The organism is Fodinicola acaciae (genome assembly GCF_010993745.1).
GTDB classification, from domain to species: domain Bacteria; phylum Actinomycetota; class Actinomycetes; order Mycobacteriales; family HKI-0501; genus Fodinicola; species Fodinicola acaciae.
The window spans coordinates 1,644,354-1,661,585 of record NZ_WOTN01000003.1 but is presented as its reverse complement, the minus strand read 5'-3'; the positions used below and the strand labels follow the sequence as shown (position 1 = coordinate 1,661,585).

Here is a 17,232-nt window from a genome sequence, read left to right as displayed (position 1 = left end):
GACCTAAGGGGTGCCTCTATGGCGGCGAGTCGGCGAGAGTTTCTGAAGTATTCAGCGGCAGCCGCCGGAGGCATCCCGCTGGTGTCCGCTTTCTCCGCTCCAGCGGCGGCCGACGATTTCGCCGCGATCGTCGCGGCCTACCGCGAGCTGCAGATCGGCCGCGGACGGCAGTCGGCCAAGCGTACGGTCGCCGTGCGGCGGCTCGACCAGGTCGCCACCGAATACGAGGCGACGATGGACACCGCGGCCGGCTCCACGCAGCTGTGGCCCGATCTGCCCAGAGGCCCCGGCAGCGACTATTTCCCCACCATGTACGCGCGTTTGCGGGCGATCGCGGTCGACTGGGCCACTCCCGGATCGGCGTTGAGCGCGAAGGCCGGCATGGCGGAGCGGATCGTCGCCGCGCTGGAGATCCTCTACGCCAACCAGTACAACGAAAACACCGCCGAGATCGGCAACTGGTATGTATACGAGATCGGTGTGCCGTACTGGGTCCTGCACATCCTCGCCGCGCTGGGTGACCAGGTGTCCACAGTGGACAGAGCGCGGTTTCTGCGGCCGGTGCTGCGGTTCGACGCCGATCCCAACCGGCGCACCAACAACCCGGGCACGGTCGAGACCGGCGCCAACCGTGCAGACAAGGCGCTGATCGCGGTGGTCGCCGGCGCGATGGTCGGCGACGCCGCACGTGTCTCGGCCGCCATGGACGCGATCACCGATGTCGCCGGCAACGGCGCGGCGAGCCTGGTCGCGCGCGTCACCAAAGGCGACGGCTATCACACCGACGGTTCCTTCATCCAGCACGAAAACGTGCCGTACGCCGGCCACTACGGCCTGGTGCTGCTCAACGCCGTCGCCTCGCTCATCTACGTCACCGCCGGCACGTCACGGCAACTTTCCGCTGAGGTCAAGCAAAAAGTGGTCGACACGATCGCCGACGTGTACGCGCCCTTCGTCTTCAAGGGTGCGATGCTGGAGACCGTACGTGGCCGGATGCTGTCGCGGCAGAGCGAAACCGGTCACGACGCGGCGCACCTGCTGATCTATCCGACCGTGCTTCTGGCGTTGCAGGCAAACAATGATCCCAAGCTGACCGCGCTGGTGAAACGCTGGATCGCCGACGGCACCTGGGCGCCGTATCTGGACGTGCCGGACGTGCGCCGTTTCGCGCCGTTCAACGACCCGGTCGGCGTGCCGGGTGTCGAGTTCGCCGAGCAGTTGCTGGCCGAGTCGTCCGTGCCGGCGGCGAAAACCGAGCCGTTTCACCGCACTTTTCCACAACAGGACCGAATCGTCCACAACACCGGCCGTTGGGCCGCGTCGCTCGGCACCGGATCGACGCGTATCTGCCGCTACGAGTCGATCAACGGCCAGAACCTGCACGGCTGGTATGTCGGCGACGGTGCGCTCTATGTTTTCCTGCCAGGGCAGGAAGGACACTATTCCGACGCGTACTGGCCGACTGTCGATGCTCAGCTTATTCCTGGCACCACAACGAAAGAGGCGAAGCCGCCGGCGCTCGGCTCGACACCGCTGGCCACGAAAGCCTTTGTCGGTGGTGTCGCTTTCGACAGCGGCCATGGCGCGCAGGCGATGGATTTCGTCTCGCAGGACGGCACGTTGGCCGCGCGCAAGTCGTGGTTTTTCACCCCTGACGGCATTGTCTGTCTCGGTGCCGGCATCACCGACGCGTCCGGCGCGGCCGTGCGCACGACCATCGAGAATCGTGTGTCGGCGGCCGCGCTCACCGTCGACGGCCGGCGCTATGCGACCGACGGCACGTGGACCGTCGCCGATCCGCATTACCTCGACCTGCCGGGCGTGTCCGCATATTTCCTGCTGGACAACGGAAAGGTGACCATACGTCGAGAGGCGCGTACGGGGGCGTGGCGTGATGTCGACACTGGCGCCAACACCAAAGGCTCCACCGAGCCGTTCACGCGGCACTACCAGACGATTTTCCTCGACCACGGAACGAATCCGACCAACGCGCGTTACGCGTACGCGGTCGTACCGTCGCCGACCGTCCTCAGCCTGACCAAAACCCGACTGACCAGGATCCTGTCCAACACGGCCGACCTCCAGGCCGTCCGCACCCTCGACGGCATCGAGCTCGCCGCGTTTTTCGCCGCGGGCAAGGCCGGAACGGTGTCGGCCTCGGCACCCGCGGTCGTCGGCTGGCAACACGGCCGCCTGGCCGTCGCCGATCCCAGCCAGCTCGGCGACACCGTACGGATCACCGTTCGCACCTCCGCTCGCCGCGTCGTGCGGGCCGATCCTACGGTCCGGGTCATCTCGCTGAATCCGCTCGTCGTCGACGTGACCGTGGCCGGTTCGCAGGGCGCGACCCACCGCCTGAAGGTCTGGTGAAACCGCCATGAAGGCGGTGGCTGGTCTGATGACTCGTCAGTTCTGACGAGAGGACACGGATGAGATCGTTGACAGCCACCACGCCTGCCTGCCGCCCCAACTGCGGCCGCTACTGAAAAGTCCGCATGGCCACCATGCGTGCGTCCGACGTGAGTGTTCACCTCACGATCACCAATGCGCCGCTGTAACGCTAAATGCCCGCCTTGTCGGTTTGGGCGATGCAAGCAAGGCCCCCATACGTGCATCCAGCGCACGCATGGAGGCCTTGCTTGCATCGAGCGTGTTACGGATGTGACCACCGTGACTGGCGATTCAAGTGTGGCGACGCACCGCGTAATACCTCGCCTAACTGGCGGCTGGCTTGCGGATCGGCAGGTCCTCGACCGGCGGGGGCGGCGGAAACTGCAGCCCGGTCTCCCGCAACGCCGCGATCCGCTGCCGTACGACCTGCAGTGACGCCGGTACGAGCTCGGTGTAGCTGGCCGTGGTGGTGACCTGGCCGTCGTGCTTGCGATAGAGCCAGGTCACTTCCGGTGTCAGATAACCGAAACTCAGCTCGGTGACGGCGATCAGCAGCGAGTTGTCCTCGGCCCGCGGGATGCCGGCCCAGCCGCCGACCGCACGGGTGGTGGTCGTACGCAGCGTCAGGCCGGCCGGATGCACCGGTGGCAGCTCGTACGCGGTCAGGTGGTCGCTGACCACGCCCGGCTCGATCACGCCGGGAGGCAGCATCGCCGAGACCGGTACGCGCGTGCCATCGGGCATCAGGTCGTCGGCCTGGCCGCAGACCCAGTGGATCCACGGCCGCTGCCGGAACGCCTCGATGGCGACCGCGAGGCCGCGCGGCAGCATCAGGTCGTCGGAGTCGAGCACGTGGACGAACTCGCCTTCGACCCGGGCGAGTGCGAGGTTGCGGGTCGCCGCGGCGCCGAGCTGTTCGCCGTTGGCGCTGTGCCGCACGAAGTCGAAATGCCCGACCGCGTCGCCGAGAACGGAGTTCGCGGCGTCCTCCTGGACGACCCACTCCAGCTCCCAGCCGGCCGGCAGTTCCTGGGCGGCCAGGCTTTCGCCGGCCTCGACCAGGAAGTCGACGCGATCGCCGTGCGCCGCGGTCAGCACCGACATCAGCGGCATACCGGCCCCCGACTTTCCGCAAACCGCCTCAAGTCTGTCCTATCTCCCGACGACTGGTCCCCTCCCTGTGTCGTCGCCGGAGCCCCCGGTGTTACGCCGCACTTTGTCCACACGCTGACATCGGTACCAATAATGCGCGAATTGCGCAGAACTTGCCGACTGACTTGCCATCGAAAGCTGGCAGCTTACGAATCGATGAGCGTCGTGGCGGAGTCGAGCAGCTTCAGCAGCTCCGCGCGGCCTTCGTCGTCGAGGTTGGCCACGAGCGCCGCCAGTCGGGTCTGCGTCGTCTGCGGATCCGTGCCGTCCTCCATCGCCTTGGCCAGCTCGGCCTGGATCAGCTCCCGCGTACGTCCTGGCATCGACAAGCTCCTGCCGTACGAATCAACAGCAATCGGGCCAAGCATCGCATATCGGAGTACGCCAGGTCGGCAACGACACGGTACGCTATGCTTCGGCATATCGAATATGGAACTGATATCTGGGAGATCGCGCTGTGACGACGACTGAGCTGCAGAAGCCCGCGGTGCGGACCCTGGTGCGGGGGGTCTCGCCGGTCCTGGAAGTGCCTTTCGGTCCCGACGGCGCGATCGACACCGGGGGCTTCCGGCGGGTCGTCGAGTACGTGCTCGGCGCCGGCGTGAGCAGTGTCATGTTTCCCGGTTTCGCGTCCGAATACCACAAGCTCGACGAGGACGAGCGGGACACGCTGACCGACATCCTGCTCGAGCAGACGCGTGAGCGGCCGGACGTCGCCGCGATCCTCGCGGTGCAGGACCACGCCACCATGTTGGCCGTACGCCGCGCACAGCGGCTGGTGGACGCCGGCGCCGACCTGATCAACCTGCTGCCCCCGCACTACCTGTCGCCGACCCGGCGTGCGGTCGCCGACCACATCCGGGCCGTGCTGGAGGCCGTGGACCCGGTGCCGGTGGTGCTCCAGTACGCGCCGATCGAGACCGGCACCAGCCTGGACGCGGCCGGCCTGGCCGAGATCGCGCGCGACCACGCCAACCTGGCCTTCGTGAAGGTCGAGTCGAGTCCGCCGGGGCCGCTGATCACCCAGCTGGCCGACGGCGACCCGGCGCTGCCGTCGCTGGAGGGCTATGCCGGCGTCCAGCTGCCGGACGCGGCCCGCCGCGGCGCGGTCGGCACGCAGCCGGGTTGCTCGTTCACCGAGATCTACGTGGAGATCTGGCGGCGGTTCGAGAATGGCGAGACGGCCGGTGCGTGGGACCTGCACCGCCGCCTGCTGCCATACATCTCCTACTGGATGCTCGACATCGAGCTGATCATCGCCGCGGAGAAGCTGATCTCGGTGCGGCGTGGCCTGTTCGAGAGTCCGTACTGCCGCGAGCCGGCGCACCGGCTGGACCGTGAGGAAGTGGCCACGATCGACCGCTTTCTGTCCGAGTTCGCCGATCTTCTCCCCAGGATCCCCTGAGCAGCAGGGTGAATCCGGCCACCACGGTCCAGAACTGCAGTGCGAACACGGCGACTCGTTCCATGCCACCGAGGCCGATGCCGAGGTCGACCTGGTGGAAGAACAGGATGGCGGCGAGGATCGCGGTCGCTCCGGTGGCCGCGGTCAGCGTTCGCAGCCGGTTTGGCCAGGCGGCGAGGAGAAAGCCGAGGTTGCCGCAACCCATGATGACCAGCGCGCCGAGCAGGTGCAGGTTGTCGTCGACGTCCGCCGGTTTCAACGCCACCAGGAGATAACCGCCGGCGGCCGCGGCCAGCAGGATCCGTCCGGTCATCGCCAGGAATCCGCGCTGGAAAACAAATCCGGCCAGCACGATGCCGGCGATGACGCAGACGCCTTCGATGACGATCGAGGTGTTCATCAAGTTGTGCAGCGGCGAGCACACATAGCGCGGCCTGGTGTCGTCCCAGATGCCGCAGTGCACGTTGCCGAGGTCGCTGATGTTGTTGGCGGTCCAGCTGTACGCCGTCGGCCAGCTGAGCTGGGTGACGACGTGCGCGACGAAGAACTGCGCCGCGCCGAAGATCCACAGGAGCGCGCCGACGCGCGCCTTGGCCGGAGTTTCCATGCCTGCCAGCACACTCCGTACGACGGTCGCCGGCATCACGCCGGGCCCGCATCTTTGCGGTGGAGCTGGACCTACCGGTAGGGCTGGCTATACCCGCAGGTGTACGTCCAGCCTCGCTGGCGTCCGCGTACGACCCGGATAACGTGCATGTTCGTGCAGACAACCACCGTTTGGCAGGCCCTGGCCTCGCCTCGATTCCTGTTCACCGCCTGGCCATGGCGGTCGCTGGCATACGTGCTCACCACGCCGATCACCGTCGGCCTGCTCTCGGTTCCGCTGATGTTCGTGAGCCTTCCGTGGATGGTGAGCGTCATCTTCTTCAAGGAGGACAAGCTCTCGGCGGCCGCGCCGTTCTTCGTGATCGGCGCGGTGTTCTTCGCGGCCGCGTTGCCGCTGCTGGGCGTGCCGTTCGGCTGGCTCGAACGCGGCCGGCTCAGCCTGCTCGGCGTACGGCCGCCGACCACCACCGCGCGCCGCGCCGCCGAACCGTTGGACCTGCTGCGAAATCTCTACGTCGACCCGGCGAGCTGGCGCGCCAGCGTGTACGCGGTCGCGTCCGTCACGCTCGTGCCGCTGGTCTACACCGGCGTCGGCATCGCCGCGATGTTCGACTTCGTGATGATCATCAGTCCGGTGCTGGCCGACGGCCACGGACCGGTCGCCTTCGGCTTCGGCGAGCTGACCAGCGCGTCGCAGGCCGTGCCGTACGCGGTGGCCGGCGTGGTTTTGTTGCCCGTGCTGCCATATCTGTGGACGGTGCTGGCGGCCGCGCACGGCACCATGGGTCGCGCGCTGCTCGGTGGCGTGGACAGCGAAAACCTCAAGGCCGAGCTGGTCGAGGTGTCGCGGTCGCGCGCTCGGCTGGTCGACGCCTTCGAGGCGGAGCGCCGGCGCATCGAGCGCGATCTGCACGATGGCGCGCAGCAGCAGCTGATCGGCCTGACCATGCAGCTCGGCCTCGCGAAGATGGACGTCGACCCGCAGTCGCCGGCCGGCAAGGCCGTCTCGGAGGCTCATGACCAGGCCAAAGACCTGATGGAGCAGCTACGTGAGCTGATCCGCGGCATCCATCCGCCGGTGCTCACCGACCGTGGCCTGCCGGCCGCGGTGGCCGAGCTCGCCGACCGTACGCCGATGCCGGTCACCGTCTCGGCCGACCTGCCGGGCCGGCTGCCGGGTCACCTCGAAGGCACCGCCTACTTCGTCGTCGCCGAGGCATTGACCAACGTCGTCAAGCACAGCGCCGCGACGCAGGCAGCCGTGACCGTACGCCTCACCGCCGGCACGCTCGAGATCGAAGTGACCGACAACGGACGCGGTGGCGCGGACGCGCGCGGTGGTACGGGCCTGACCGGCCTCGCCGACCGGGTCGCCGTCGCCAACGGCAGGATGTTCCTGTCCAGCCCGATTGGTGGTCCGACGCTCGTACGAGTGGAGTTGCCATGCCGCCGCTGAAAACCACGGTCGTGCTCGCCGAGGACGGCGTGCTGCTCCGCGAGGGGCTGGCCGGCCTGCTGACCCGCTTCGACTTCGAGGTGCTGGCCTCGGTCGGCGACGCGGAGGCGTTGGAGGCGGCGGTCGCCGAGCACCGGCCGAACCTGGTGGTGACCGACATCCGGATGCCACCGGGATTCACCGACGAAGGCCTGCGCGCGGCCGTACGGTTGCGCGCGGCCGATCCGTCGCTGGCGGTCGTGGCGCTCAGCCAGTACGTCGAGCAGAGCTATGCCGCCGAGCTGCTCGACTCCGCCGGCGGCGCGCGCGTCGGCTATCTGTTGAAAGACCGCGTCGTCGACATCGCCGAGTTCATCGGCTCGCTCCGCCAGGTGCTCGACGGCGGTACGGTCGTCGACCCGCAGGTCGTACGCCAGCTGCTGCGCCGCAACTCCGATCCGCTGTCGCGGCTGTCCGCACGGGAGCTGGAAGTGCTGGCTTTGGTGGCAGAAGGCCATTCCAACGCGGCGATCACGAAACTGTTGTTCGTGTCGGAGGCCACCGTCGGCAAGCACGTCGGCAACATTTTCGCCAAGCTCGACCTGCCGCCGGCCGAGGACTCGCATCGCCGCGTCCTCGCGGTGCTCGCCTACCTGCGGTCGGACGGGCCACCGCAACGGTGACCCGTCCGGCGGTGCCGGTCAGATTGGGCCGGTCAGATTGGGCCGGTCAGACCTTCGTCGTCTGCCTGCCGCCGTTGTGCCACGCGCCGTCTTCGTACCAGGTCAGATACCAGCTGATCACGTGACCTTCCGGGAAGTTCTTGTTGCACCGGCTCCAGTCGCCACTGCCGAGGTTGTCCTGGCACTGGCCGTAACGGGAGCCGTCGGTGTCCTTCCAGGTCAGTTTCACGCCATAGCCGTCGGTGTCGTTGTCCTTGAGCCAAAGAATGTCGCCGTACGGCATGACGCAACCGGTCACGTTGTCGTTGCTGGCACATTCCTTGTGATAGCCGGTCATGATGGCCGCCTTGGCGTGGTCGATCTCCTGTTTCGCCGACGCCGAGGCCGGATTGGCGCCGATCGTCGCGAAGACCGCCGTGGCCAGCAGGCCCGTCGCCAGCATGCGCTTGTACATACTTTCCCCCGTTCCAACGGATTGGGATGTCCTGACCCGACACATCGTCGGAACCGGTCGTTGAGAAAGCGTTGCGGGATCGTTGAGATTTGACAGGTAGGAAATCTCCTACCTATTGTGTGTGCATGAGCGAACAAGCAGAGCGCTATCGCCGTGCCGCCGACGGCTTCCTCGCGCGGATCAAGGCCGTGGGCGACGACCAGTGGGACTCGCCGACGCCGTGTCCGGACTGGACGGCGCGCCAGGTGGTCGCGCACGTGATCAACGAGGCTCGCCGGATGGTCGCGACTTTGCGCGGCACAGAGCCAAAGCCGTTGTACGGCGTGCCTGTCGCGGAAATGGGGACGGTGCCGGAGCCGGCCGCGGACGCCGATCTGGCGGCCGCGTGGTCGCAGACGGCCGATGCCTTCGTCGCCGCGATCGACGATCCGGCCTGCCGGTCCGTGCAGCTGCCGTCGCCGGTCGGCTTCGTTCCGTTTGGCCAGACGCTGGAGGCGTTGCCGGAGGACGTACTCATCCACACCTGGGACCTGGCGCGCGGCACCGGCGGCGACGAGCGGCTGGACCAGGACCTGGTCGCGCACGTGTACGAGCACCTCAAGCCGCTGGACGAGGCGCTGCGCCAGCCGTGGGCTTTCGGCCCCAGGACGCCGATTCCGGCCGGCGCCGACGTGCAGGCGGAGTTTCTCTGTTTCGCCGGCCGGGTGGTCGTTTAGCGCAAAACACGGTTGCCGGCCGGTGGTATCAATGAGGCGAGTCCTCGACAAAAGGAGCCCGCCGCATGCCACTCGCCGTGGCCGAGGTGTTGTTTGTCATCACCGGTGTCGCGCATCTGTGCGCGGTGCTGCTACTTGTCATCGACCTGCACAGAAAGCGCCTCCGGCCAGCCGCCGCGATCACCGATCCGGTGCTGTGCATGGCGATCGGCGGGGTGGTCGCCGGTTTTGTGGGGCTCGACCTGACAACTGTCATCGTCGTCACATTGTTGGCGGCGGCCGGCGGTGTGCTGGTGACCTGGCGAGCCGCGGATTTCTGGCCGGCCGGCGCGACCGCCTGGTCGGCGATGGTGGCCAGCACCGCTGCCGGCGTCGTCGTCGCGTTTTCGCAGTTGTTCAAGCTCAATTCGAGTGTCGTCACGGTCGCGCTGGTCGGCATCGGTCTGGTGCTCAGCGTGGCGCGTACGCCGTCCAGCCTGATGCAGACGTTCGAGGCCTGGGAGGCGGGTCTGCGCCGGCGTTGGCACCACTCGCGCGAGCCGATGACCGGCTGGCGGCCGCCGGCCGACGCGCCGTTGGTGACGATCCAGGTGCCCACGTACGCGGAGCCGCCGGACATCGTCATCGGCACCTTGAACGCGTTGACGAAGCTGGAATATCCGAACTTCGAGGTGTTGGTGATCGACAACAACACCAAGGACGAGCGGCTGTGGCGGCCGGTCCAGCAGCACTGCGAACGGCTCGGCCCGCGTTTTCGCTTCCTGCACGTCGAAGGCATCACCGGCGCGAAGGCCGGCGCGCTCAACTGGGCCCGGCCGCACGTCGACCCGCGGACCGAGCTGATCGGCCTGATCGACGCCGACTATCAGGTCACGCCGCGCTGGCTGGCCGAGACCGTCGGGTTTTTCGCCGATCCCAAGCTCGGTTTCGTGCAGTGTCCACACGCATATCGTGACTTCGCGCACTCGCCGTTCGCGCGGATGGTCAACACCAGCTACGAGTGGGCCCACGACACCGAGATGGTGTCCAGGAACGAGCACGACACCGGCATCACCGTCGGCACGATGTCGTTGATCCGGCTGGAAACACTCGACGCGGCCGGCGGCTGGGCCGGCTGGTGCCAGACCGAGGACTCCGAGTTTGCCATCCGCGTGCACGCCGTCGGCTACGGGTCGAGATATCTGCGCAGCGTCCACGGCCGCGGCCTGATCCCGGAAACCCTGACAGAGCTGAAGAAACAGCGGTTTCGCTGGACGTACGGTCCGGGCCAGGAGCTCAAGGCACACCTGCGGCTCTATCTGCCGGCGTTCCTGGGCGGCCGGCCGAGCCGGATGAGCTGGCAGCAGCGGTTTCGGCACGGTCATTACGGCCTGATCGTGCTGATGACCGGGCTGACGGTCTTCAGCGTACCGATCAGTGCGGCTCTGCTGGTTTCCCTGGTCGCACACCATGAAACGCCGGCGCTGGACCCGCTGCTGCTGTTGCCGGTCGCCGCCGCGCTGCTGGCCAGGCGGGTCATGCGCTGGCTGATCTATCGCGCGGTCATCGGCCGGAGTTTCGCCGAGTACGTCGGTGGATCGGTGGCGATGATGGCGGTGAAGCCGACCGTGTCGACGGCGGCTTTCAGCGTACTGATCGGAAAACCGGCGCTCTGGCGGCGGACCAACAAGTTTCGCACCAATCCCGGCCGGTTCCACTGGCTGCGCGAGTCGCGGCCGGAGGTCATGCTCGGCATCGCGTGTGTCGCCATCGTCGTCGCGGTGCCGCTGATCCTGCCGGCCGGACCAGCCACCTACCTGCTGGCGGCCGGTTTCGGCTGGCAGGCGATCACGTACGCGGCCGCACCACTGGTCGCCTGGCTCGGCCAGCGCGACCTGCGCCGGTCGGCGTTGCCGGCCGCGCCGGAGGACGCCAGCTATGACGACGGCCAACCGGTGCCGGTCGCCTGATCGTCGGCCATGGTGTCGAGCAACACGACCGCGGCGAGCAGGAACTGCTGCACGTCGAGGCCGGCTTTCAGCAGCTCGGCGGGAAACGTACGGAGGCAACGCGCTCGGGCCAGCCGAGCGACTCGATCTTGGCCAGCATCGCCTCGGTTTTGCGCAACGATGTGTCGAGCACCAGGTGCAGCTCCGCTGCGTCTTTCTGTTCCGCGGCGTACGCCGCCGCGTAGGCCTCGTCGGCGCCGTGGATCCGGGTGGCCGGATGGTCGAAGCGGCGGAAGATCCAGTCCAGGCTCAGCCGGCTGACAAGGACGTACGCACCCGCGTAGATGCCGCTCGCGATCACCACGTTGACGAGGTCTGGCAACGAAAACGTGGCGGTGACCGCCGAGCTGATCACCAGGCAGCCGAGAAAGCCGCCGATCTGGCGCGCCAGCCGGTGCCTCGGCTGCCACTCGCCCGCCTCCGCGTATGCTCTGGCGCGCAGCTTTTCGCTGGCATCGTCGAGCAACTGCCGCACGGCTCGGGTGCACCGGGTCGGCTGGCAATAACCCGACTCCGGCTGGAAGCGCCGGAGTCGCAGCGCGATGGCACCGATCTCGGCGGACCAGCTCCACAGGTCGGCGGCGGTCTGCGTCCGCTGGTCGATCGTCATTCGGTCGTGGCCGCCGGTCGCTGCGCCGGCAGCCGGTGCGGCGGTACCGGCGAGTTTTCCAGTATCCGCAGCAATGTCGTTTCCACCCGCTGGGTGGGGAACTCGACGTAGGTGTAGGCCTGGCCGCTGGCCGGCAGCCACACGATCCGGCGTTCCTCGGCGGCCTGCTGCAGCCGCCGGCACCACCGGTCGAAGAGGTCCGCGCGGAGCCGGTCGCCGACCGTACGCGGCACGGCGACCGCGAACAGCGCCTGCATGCCTCGCCTGGTGAGCGGCTCGCTCAGTCGGTGTTCGTACACGTCGGAGCGCCTTTCATTGTGAACCCGTATTTTTGCGCTTACGATTGCGTAAGGGATCGTATATTTGCGCTTGATGTCCGACGATGGCACAGTCGGCGGCTGATCGCAACCAGTTCGTCCGTTTTATTCGCTAGCGCAAACACGGGAGGTCAGGTTATGGACGCGAGGGGGCCGCGGGACGGCGAGTCGGATGAGGTAGCCTTTGCGGCATCGGAAGGCTTACGCCGCCGTACGGTGTCACCAGGGGAGGAAGGCGTGGCGACCACCGCGGGACCGCGGTTCAGCCGGCGGCGGGTCGGTGAGGAGATCCGCCGGCTGCGGTTGAAGGCCGACCTGTCGCAGGGTGAGCTGGGGAAGAAGGTGCGCGCGTCCGGGGCGCGGATCTCCCGGCTGGAGACCGGTGAGACGCAGCCGGATCTCGCGCTCGTGATGAACATCCTGGAGACGCTGGAGGTCGAGGAGGAGCTGTCGCGGACCCTCATCCTCATCGCACGCGAAGCCAACGAACAAATGTGGTGGAAAACCAGCGGCCTTCCCGAACGTCAACGCGCCTACGCCGAACTCGAAGGAACGTCCAGCAGTTGTCGTGAATTCTCGTGGGTCGTCGTTCCTGGTCTGTTGCAGAGTCCTGGATATATCAAGGTTCGTTACTCCGACCGCGAGTCATCCTTGCCGCTTGACATCGCGGCGGCCAGCGCCGGACGCCAAGAGCGCCAGAAGATTCTGACTCGTTCTCAGAATCCGTTGAAATTCACGGTCGTGCTTGACGAGGGCGTTATCCTTCGACGTGCTGCGCCGGACGAGGTGATGCGCGAACAGCGCCGCCATCTCTTGGAAATGACCGCATTGTCGAACGTCGATATCCGCGTGTTGGAAATCGACGCCAAGGTCAGCAACTACGGTCCACCGCTGAACTCGTTTTCGATTTACGCCGTGCGCACCGGAAGCGTCGTTACATACGTTGAAACGGAGAGCGACGAAGTTCAGGTGACCAATCCGCTACGCGTCGGACGTTATGAAGCTTTGTTCAAGAGGCTTCTCGAGGCCGCACTTAGTCCGGAGAAGTCGAGAGCCTTCATCGAAAGGGCTGGCATATGACCGGTATCCGCAACTGGCGCAAGAGCACGTACAGTGGCAACGAGTCCAACTGCGTTGAGGTCGGCAGCAAAAATGTCGACATTGCGGTTCGGGACACGAAGCTCGGCGAGTCGTCGCCGGTATTGGCGTTTGGCTCGGCGCAATGGCGTACATTCATCGCCAGCACCAAGGCCAACGGCTTCACCGCCTGACGGTCCGCACAAAACCCGACCCCGCTCGGCCTACTCCGAGCGGGGTCGTCGTTTATGTCAGCCGCGCAACTCGTCCAACGTCTTCGCGTCGAGGACTGCGTTCGCAGCGGCGTCCAAGCCGAGCGGTGCCAGCCGCGTGGTGATCTGGTCGGTATCGGGCACGTCGCCGAACCTGCGCCGGATCAACATCGCAAGCGTCGCAATCGCGGCTTCGGCCTTACCTTCAGCCCTGCCTTCGGCTTTGCTTTCGGCGATGATTTCGCCGAGGTGGTTTCGCATATACCTTGACAGCGTGGTCCGTGCGTACGGCAAAACGCTCTCCTCCCACGCGCTATCGATCTGAGCGTCCGACAAGTATATCTCGGCAAGGGTCACGGCCACATGCATCAGATCGCGACAATAATCCCTGGAACAGTCCGAATGCCAAATCACCAGCAGAGCGCGCGCCAGCAACCGTACGCGCTTCTTCCTGTTGGCTGCGCGACCGAGTGCGGCGAACGGCGCGGTGCCGGCGCAGGCAAGCAGCGGCTCGGGATCGGTCTCGCGGAGCTTGAACACCCGAAACCGAATGGCGATGCCGTCCCGCTGCCACGTCTCCGGCACGTCACCGTGCGGACCGAGGATGACCAGCACCTGCCGGAGCCGGATCTTCGGGTTCAGATGGAGCATCCGGCTGGCATAAAGCAGCATCCGCAGCGCGGTCTCGGTGGTCGGCCGGCTCTCGAACTCGATGTGCAGCCAGTTGGTCGGCGCGAGCCGGATGACCAGGTCGACGCGCAGTCGCGGGCCTTCCAGCTCCTGCTCCTTGCGTACGTCGATGTGGTCCGGCAGTGGAGTGCCGAGCCACGCGCAAAGCTGCTGGTAGCTCTGCGGCCGCAGCAGCTTGAGTGCGGTGTCGTATGGCGAGCCGCGGCTCTTCTTCTCGCCGGTGCCGTCGTCGGTTGTCATGAGCACCCTCCCGCGTCCCACGCTAGGAAGGGGCTCTGACAGAAACGGCCTGAACAGGTTGCCGGTCGTTGGCATGAAGTCGGGATTTGCGGGTACTCACGCCTGGATACGTTCGCCTTGATCAGCCGACGGCAGAGGAGACCGATGACGACCGCGGATCCCGGCGAACCGATCCGGGAAGAGCCAGCCGAACCGGAGCAACCCGACCACATCGAGACGTTGCAACAGAAGGCACAGGAACTGGCCGACAAACTGGTCGGCCGCTAGAAGCTCCCGCGGACTCGACGTCGTCAGCGCGGACGTCGGCGTGTCGTTGTCTCGGCGATGTCGAGTCCGTGGGGTTCTATCGCGGAGTGTCGGCGACGACGCCGTTCTCGTACGCGAAGACGACCGCCTGCGTGCGGTCGCGGAGCTGCAGTTTCGCCAGGATCCGGCCGACGTGCGTCTTCACCGTCTGCTCGGCCAGGAACAGCTCCTGCGCGATCTCGATGTTGGACATGCCGCGCGCGATCAGCCGCAGCACGTCGATCTCGCGTGAGGTCAGCGCGGCGGTCGCGTCCGGCCGTGGCCGCTCGTGCCGGCGGCGGCCGGCGAAGTCGGCGATCAACCGGCGGGTGATCGACGGCGCGAGCAGCGCGTCGCCGGCGGCCACGACGCGTACGGCGTTGACCAGCTCCTCGGTGGAGGCGTCCTTCAGCAGGAAGCCGCTGGCGCCCTGGCTGAGCGCCTCGTACACGTATTCGTCCAGGTCGAAGGTGGTCAGCATGAGCACCTTCGGGCCTTCGACGTCGTCCGGCGAGACGATCTGGCCGGTGGCCGCGAGACCGTCCATGACCGGCATCCGTACGTCCATCACCACGACATCCGGCTTGAGCCGTTTGGCCAGCTCGACGGCCTCCTTGCCGTTGGCCGCCTCGCCGATCACCTCGATGTCCTCGGCCGCGGAGATCACCGCCGACAGGCCGTCGCGCACCATCGCCTGGTCATCGGCCAGGATCACCCGGATCGTCACGCCTGTCCTCATCTGCTCGTACGAGATCAGCCTGCACTGGAAGCACCGCGCGGACCCGAAATCCGCCGGTGTCGGTCGGGCCGACCTCCAGCTCACCGCCGAGCATAGCCACCCGCTCGCGCATGCCGACCACACCGTGGCCGCCGGAGGTCTGCTTCAGCACCTCGCCGGCCTCGTGCGACGGTCCGACCGGTGGCGCGTCGTTGGTCACGCGTACGAGCACATGGTCCGACTCGTGGTTGACCTCGACGTACGCGCGCGCTCCGGCGGCGTGGCGGGTCGCGTTGCTCAGTGACTCCTGGATGATCCGATAGGCCGACACGTCGACGCCGAGCGGCAGTCCGTTGGGCGTACCGTGCACGCTCAGGTCGACCGACATGCCGGCCTGCCGCGCGCCGGCGACCAGGTCGCCGATGTTGGCGAGCCCTGGCTGCGGCACGCGCTCTGCGTCCTCCGACTCGTCGCGGAGCAGGCCGATCACCCGGCGCATCTCGGTCAGCGCGGTGGTCGACGCGGACCGGATCGCCTGGAAGGTGGCCAGCGCCGGCGGCGGCAGGTCGGGGATCTTGTACGGCGCCGCCTGCGCCTGGATCGCGATCATCGACATGTGGTGCGCGACGACGTCGTGCAGCTCGCGTGCGATCCGCGACCGCTCGGTCAGGATCGCCTGGCGGGCCTCCAGCAGCTCCTGCCGGATCTGGTCCCGTTGCCGCAGTTGACGCTGTTCGTCCAGGTCACGCTGCGCGTCGATGCGGATCCGGATGCTGTCGCCGACCACCATCACGGCGATCGTGCCGACCGCGATCAGCATCAGGCTGAGCGGTTGTACGTGCGCGGTGAACATCCCGACGCCGACGATGACGAACACCGTCACCAGGAAGACACCCGCCGAGACGCGCCGCGGATAGCGGATCGCGACCAGCAGCACGGAAACCGCGTACACGATGCAGGCACACACGGCCCACGGCCACGTCCAGTGCGCCAGCGGATTGACGATCGAGGTGACCAACGCGACGATCGCCAGCAGCCGCCAGGCGATCAGCGGCATCCGCCAGGCCAGCAGGATCGGCAGTGTCTGCGCGTACGCGAGCGGCAGCACGAGTGCGACCGACGTTTCGAAACCGCCAAGAGTCTGGCCGGCGATGCCGCCGAACATGCCACCGACGAAAAGGATCGCCGCACTGACCGTGTACCAACGCGCGCGTTTGCCAAACGGCAGCCACGGCGTCGGCTGCTGCAGCTCCTCGCGGGACAGCAGGAGCTGGTATGCGGTGGCGAGGACGGTCGTCCCCTTGTCGGTGAGCGCGGTCGTGTTCATAGTGCGCCCAGCGTATGCGCGGTGGCGCGGTCATCGGCACCACCTCACGAGCCATCTCCACCGCCCCTCCTGAGAGTGACCAGCCATTCGCTGCGGTGGCCGCTTGCCCTACGGTCGCATGGACCCCTTACTTTGCGTCTGACGCACGCAAGGGGTCCATGCGGACATCTCGTCGGCCGCCTTTCGACGTGGAGAGTCCGTCGAGGACGCGGTCCAGGCCCCAGCGGAAGTCGTCCTCACGCGCGGCCGCCGGGTCGCCGATCTGGAACAGTTCGTACGCCTCCGCCAACCGCGGATAGGCCTGCAACCGCGCCGCGACCGCCGGCCGCACATTGGCCAGCCACTCCTGCTCGGTGCGCCCGCTGCGCTTGATCGTGGTGTGCCAGCTGGCTTCGCTGGAGGTCACGCCGGTCACGTACGCGATGATCACGGTCACCGCGCGGTTGGCGGTCGGCAGGTCGAAGCCGCCGCGTTCCAGGATGGCCAGCATGCGGTCGGAGAGCCGCATCATGTTCGGTCCCAGATACGACAGACCGACCTCGCCGAACGTCGAGGAAAACCACGGATGCCGCAAAAGCGCGTCGCGAACGCTGATCGCGCATCGGGTCATCGCCTCGCGCCACCGGGCCGGGTCGTCGATCTCCGGAATGTCGAGCTCGCCGAAGATCTCGTCGACGACCAGCTCGATCAGCTCGTCCTTGTTGGCCACGTGCCAGTAGAGCGAGGTCGCGCCCGCGTTCAGCCGCGCGCCGAGCCGGCGCATGGACAGCGCGTCCATGCCTTCCGCGTCCAGCAGCCGGACGGCCTCGGCCACGATCTGGTCGCGGTTGAGCGACTCGTTGTCGCGGCGCTTGCGCTGCGGACGTGTCCAGACCGACGACACGTCCTGCTCCTTGCTCGTCATGGAGGCCATCGTACCCGGCACT

General features: G+C 67.0%; 18 protein-coding genes and 1 pseudogene. 9 read left to right on the top strand and 10 right to left on the bottom strand.

What is annotated here, in order from left to right; genetic code table 11:
• Nucleotides 1-18: 18 nt before the first annotated feature.
• Entirely contained in the window at nt 19-2,370 is a 2,352-nt protein-coding gene (locus GNX95_RS34060; RefSeq protein ID WP_163511746.1) for a polysaccharide lyase family 8 super-sandwich domain-containing protein, read from the top strand.
• A 345-nt stretch (nt 2,371-2,715) separates the two neighbouring features.
• On the opposite strand, the gene GNX95_RS34055 is transcribed toward GNX95_RS34060, so the two are convergent.
• A complete protein-coding gene (locus tag GNX95_RS34055) occupies nt 2,716-3,495 on the bottom strand; it encodes a glycosyltransferase family 2 protein (RefSeq protein ID WP_163511745.1) in 780 nt (259 codons plus the stop codon).
• Between the two features lie 194 nt (nt 3,496-3,689).
• On the bottom strand, nt 3,690-3,866 hold the full coding sequence (locus GNX95_RS34050) for a hypothetical protein (protein ID WP_163511744.1): 177 nt from the start codon (nt 3,864-3,866) through the stop codon (nt 3,690-3,692).
• A 134-nt stretch (nt 3,867-4,000) separates the two neighbouring features.
• Here GNX95_RS34050 and GNX95_RS34045 point away from each other — a divergent pair, with 134 nt between their 5' ends.
• Nucleotides 4,001-4,948, top strand: a complete 948-nt coding sequence (locus tag GNX95_RS34045; protein WP_222854120.1) for a dihydrodipicolinate synthase family protein — start codon at nt 4,001-4,003, stop codon at nt 4,946-4,948.
• A gap of 22 nt (nt 4,949-4,970) precedes the next feature.
• Here GNX95_RS34045 and GNX95_RS43590 read toward each other — a convergent pair.
• Nucleotides 4,971-5,555: pseudogene (locus tag GNX95_RS43590) on the bottom strand (DUF998 domain-containing protein); the annotation flags it as partial.
• 153 nt (nt 5,556-5,708) lie between these two features.
• On the opposite strand from GNX95_RS43590, the gene GNX95_RS34035 reads away from it, so the two are divergent.
• Nucleotides 5,709-7,010, top strand: a complete 1,302-nt coding sequence (locus GNX95_RS34035; protein WP_246281845.1) for a sensor histidine kinase — start codon at nt 5,709-5,711, stop codon at nt 7,008-7,010.
• Nucleotides 6,998-7,672, top strand: a complete 675-nt coding sequence (locus GNX95_RS34030) for a response regulator transcription factor (RefSeq protein ID WP_163511741.1) — start codon at nt 6,998-7,000, stop codon at nt 7,670-7,672. Before GNX95_RS34035 ends, GNX95_RS34030 begins: the two co-directional genes overlap by 13 nt.
• A 46-nt stretch (nt 7,673-7,718) precedes the next feature.
• Here GNX95_RS34030 and GNX95_RS34025 read toward each other — a convergent pair whose 3' ends face one another.
• Nucleotides 7,719-8,126 carry a hypothetical protein gene (locus tag GNX95_RS34025; protein ID WP_163511740.1) on the bottom strand — a complete coding sequence of 136 codons (408 nt, stop codon included), beginning with the start codon at nt 8,124-8,126 and terminating at the stop codon, nt 7,719-7,721.
• Between the two features lie 125 nt (nt 8,127-8,251).
• On the opposite strand from GNX95_RS34025, the gene GNX95_RS34020 reads away from it, so the two are divergent.
• Together GNX95_RS34020 and GNX95_RS34015 are read left to right on the top strand one after the other, a co-directional pair.
• On the top strand, nt 8,252-8,842 hold the full coding sequence (locus GNX95_RS34020) for a TIGR03086 family metal-binding protein (RefSeq protein ID WP_163511739.1): 591 nt from the start codon (nt 8,252-8,254) through the stop codon (nt 8,840-8,842).
• Nucleotides 8,843-8,907: 65 nt separating this feature from the next.
• Nucleotides 8,908-10,791: a glycosyltransferase gene (locus tag GNX95_RS34015; RefSeq protein ID WP_163511738.1), complete on the top strand. Its 1,884-nt coding sequence runs from the start codon at nt 8,908-8,910 to the stop codon at nt 10,789-10,791.
• Nucleotides 10,792-10,858: 67 nt separating this feature from the next.
• On the opposite strand, the gene GNX95_RS34010 is transcribed toward GNX95_RS34015, so the two are convergent.
• On the bottom strand, nt 10,859-11,440 hold the full coding sequence (locus tag GNX95_RS34010) for a hypothetical protein (RefSeq protein ID WP_163511737.1): 582 nt from the start codon (nt 11,438-11,440) through the stop codon (nt 10,859-10,861).
• Nucleotides 11,437-11,739: a hypothetical protein gene (locus GNX95_RS34005; protein WP_163511736.1), complete on the bottom strand. Its 303-nt coding sequence runs from the start codon at nt 11,737-11,739 to the stop codon at nt 11,437-11,439. Before GNX95_RS34005 ends, GNX95_RS34010 begins: the two co-directional genes overlap by 4 nt.
• A gap of 255 nt (nt 11,740-11,994) precedes the next feature.
• On the opposite strand from GNX95_RS34005, the gene GNX95_RS34000 reads away from it, so the two are divergent.
• Both GNX95_RS34000 and GNX95_RS33995 read left to right on the top strand, forming a co-directional pair.
• Complete coding sequence (locus tag GNX95_RS34000; protein WP_163511735.1) at nt 11,995-12,837, top strand: helix-turn-helix domain-containing protein; 843 nt, start codon at nt 11,995-11,997, stop codon at nt 12,835-12,837.
• Nucleotides 12,834-13,028, top strand: a complete 195-nt coding sequence (locus GNX95_RS33995) for a DUF397 domain-containing protein (RefSeq protein ID WP_163511734.1) — start codon at nt 12,834-12,836, stop codon at nt 13,026-13,028. Before GNX95_RS34000 ends, GNX95_RS33995 begins: the two co-directional genes overlap by 4 nt.
• A 57-nt stretch (nt 13,029-13,085) precedes the next feature.
• Here GNX95_RS33995 and GNX95_RS33990 read toward each other — a convergent pair whose 3' ends face one another.
• Nucleotides 13,086-13,976: an RpnC/YadD family protein gene (locus tag GNX95_RS33990; RefSeq protein ID WP_163511733.1), complete on the bottom strand. Its 891-nt coding sequence runs from the start codon at nt 13,974-13,976 to the stop codon at nt 13,086-13,088.
• Between the two features lie 144 nt (nt 13,977-14,120).
• On the opposite strand from GNX95_RS33990, the gene GNX95_RS43935 reads away from it, so the two are divergent.
• Nucleotides 14,121-14,243 carry a hypothetical protein gene (locus tag GNX95_RS43935; protein ID WP_281356983.1) on the top strand — a complete coding sequence of 41 codons (123 nt, stop codon included), beginning with the start codon at nt 14,121-14,123 and terminating at the stop codon, nt 14,241-14,243.
• A 76-nt stretch (nt 14,244-14,319) separates the two neighbouring features.
• Here the strand turns inward: GNX95_RS43935 and GNX95_RS33985 are convergent, their stop codons facing one another.
• The 3 genes from GNX95_RS33985 to GNX95_RS33975 all read right to left on the bottom strand — a co-directional run bounded on the left by GNX95_RS33985 (nt 14,320) and on the right by GNX95_RS33975 (nt 17,210).
• Nucleotides 14,320-14,988, bottom strand: coding sequence for a response regulator (locus GNX95_RS33985; RefSeq protein ID WP_222854119.1), 669 nt, complete (start codon nt 14,986-14,988; stop codon nt 14,320-14,322).
• Nucleotides 14,960-16,306: a sensor histidine kinase gene (locus GNX95_RS33980; protein WP_163511731.1), complete on the bottom strand. Its 1,347-nt coding sequence runs from the start codon at nt 16,304-16,306 to the stop codon at nt 14,960-14,962. Before GNX95_RS33980 ends, GNX95_RS33985 begins: the two co-directional genes overlap by 29 nt.
• Before the next feature lie 127 nt (nt 16,307-16,433).
• Nucleotides 16,434-17,210 carry a TetR/AcrR family transcriptional regulator gene (locus GNX95_RS33975; protein WP_163511730.1) on the bottom strand — a complete coding sequence of 259 codons (777 nt, stop codon included), beginning with the start codon at nt 17,208-17,210 and terminating at the stop codon, nt 16,434-16,436.
• Between the last annotated feature and the right edge of the window lie 22 nt (nt 17,211-17,232).

Coding starts and splice junctions, on each gene's coding strand:
- GNX95_RS34030 (WP_163511741.1), top strand. CDS start 6,998: ATGCCGCCGCTGAAAACCACGGTCGTGCTCGCCGAGGACGGCGTGCTG.
- GNX95_RS33990 (WP_163511733.1), bottom strand. CDS start 13,976: ATGACAACCGACGACGGCACCGGCGAGAAGAAGAGCCGCGGCTCGCCA.
- GNX95_RS33975 (WP_163511730.1), bottom strand. CDS start 17,210: ATGACGAGCAAGGAGCAGGACGTGTCGTCGGTCTGGACACGTCCGCAG.
- GNX95_RS34050 (WP_163511744.1), bottom strand. CDS start 3,866: ATGCCAGGACGTACGCGGGAGCTGATCCAGGCCGAGCTGGCCAAGGCG.
- GNX95_RS43935 (WP_281356983.1), top strand. CDS start 14,121: ATGACGACCGCGGATCCCGGCGAACCGATCCGGGAAGAGCCAGCCGAA.
- GNX95_RS34025 (WP_163511740.1), bottom strand. CDS start 8,126: ATGTACAAGCGCATGCTGGCGACGGGCCTGCTGGCCACGGCGGTCTTC.
- GNX95_RS33995 (WP_163511734.1), top strand. CDS start 12,834: ATGACCGGTATCCGCAACTGGCGCAAGAGCACGTACAGTGGCAACGAG.
- GNX95_RS34020 (WP_163511739.1), top strand. CDS start 8,252: ATGAGCGAACAAGCAGAGCGCTATCGCCGTGCCGCCGACGGCTTCCTC.
- GNX95_RS34055 (WP_163511745.1), bottom strand. CDS start 3,495: ATGTCGGTGCTGACCGCGGCGCACGGCGATCGCGTCGACTTCCTGGTC.
- GNX95_RS34010 (WP_163511737.1), bottom strand. CDS start 11,440: ATGACGATCGACCAGCGGACGCAGACCGCCGCCGACCTGTGGAGCTGG.
- GNX95_RS34015 (WP_163511738.1), top strand. CDS start 8,908: ATGCCACTCGCCGTGGCCGAGGTGTTGTTTGTCATCACCGGTGTCGCG.
- GNX95_RS34060 (WP_163511746.1), top strand. CDS start 19: ATGGCGGCGAGTCGGCGAGAGTTTCTGAAGTATTCAGCGGCAGCCGCC.
- GNX95_RS33980 (WP_163511731.1), bottom strand. CDS start 16,306: ATGAACACGACCGCGCTCACCGACAAGGGGACGACCGTCCTCGCCACC.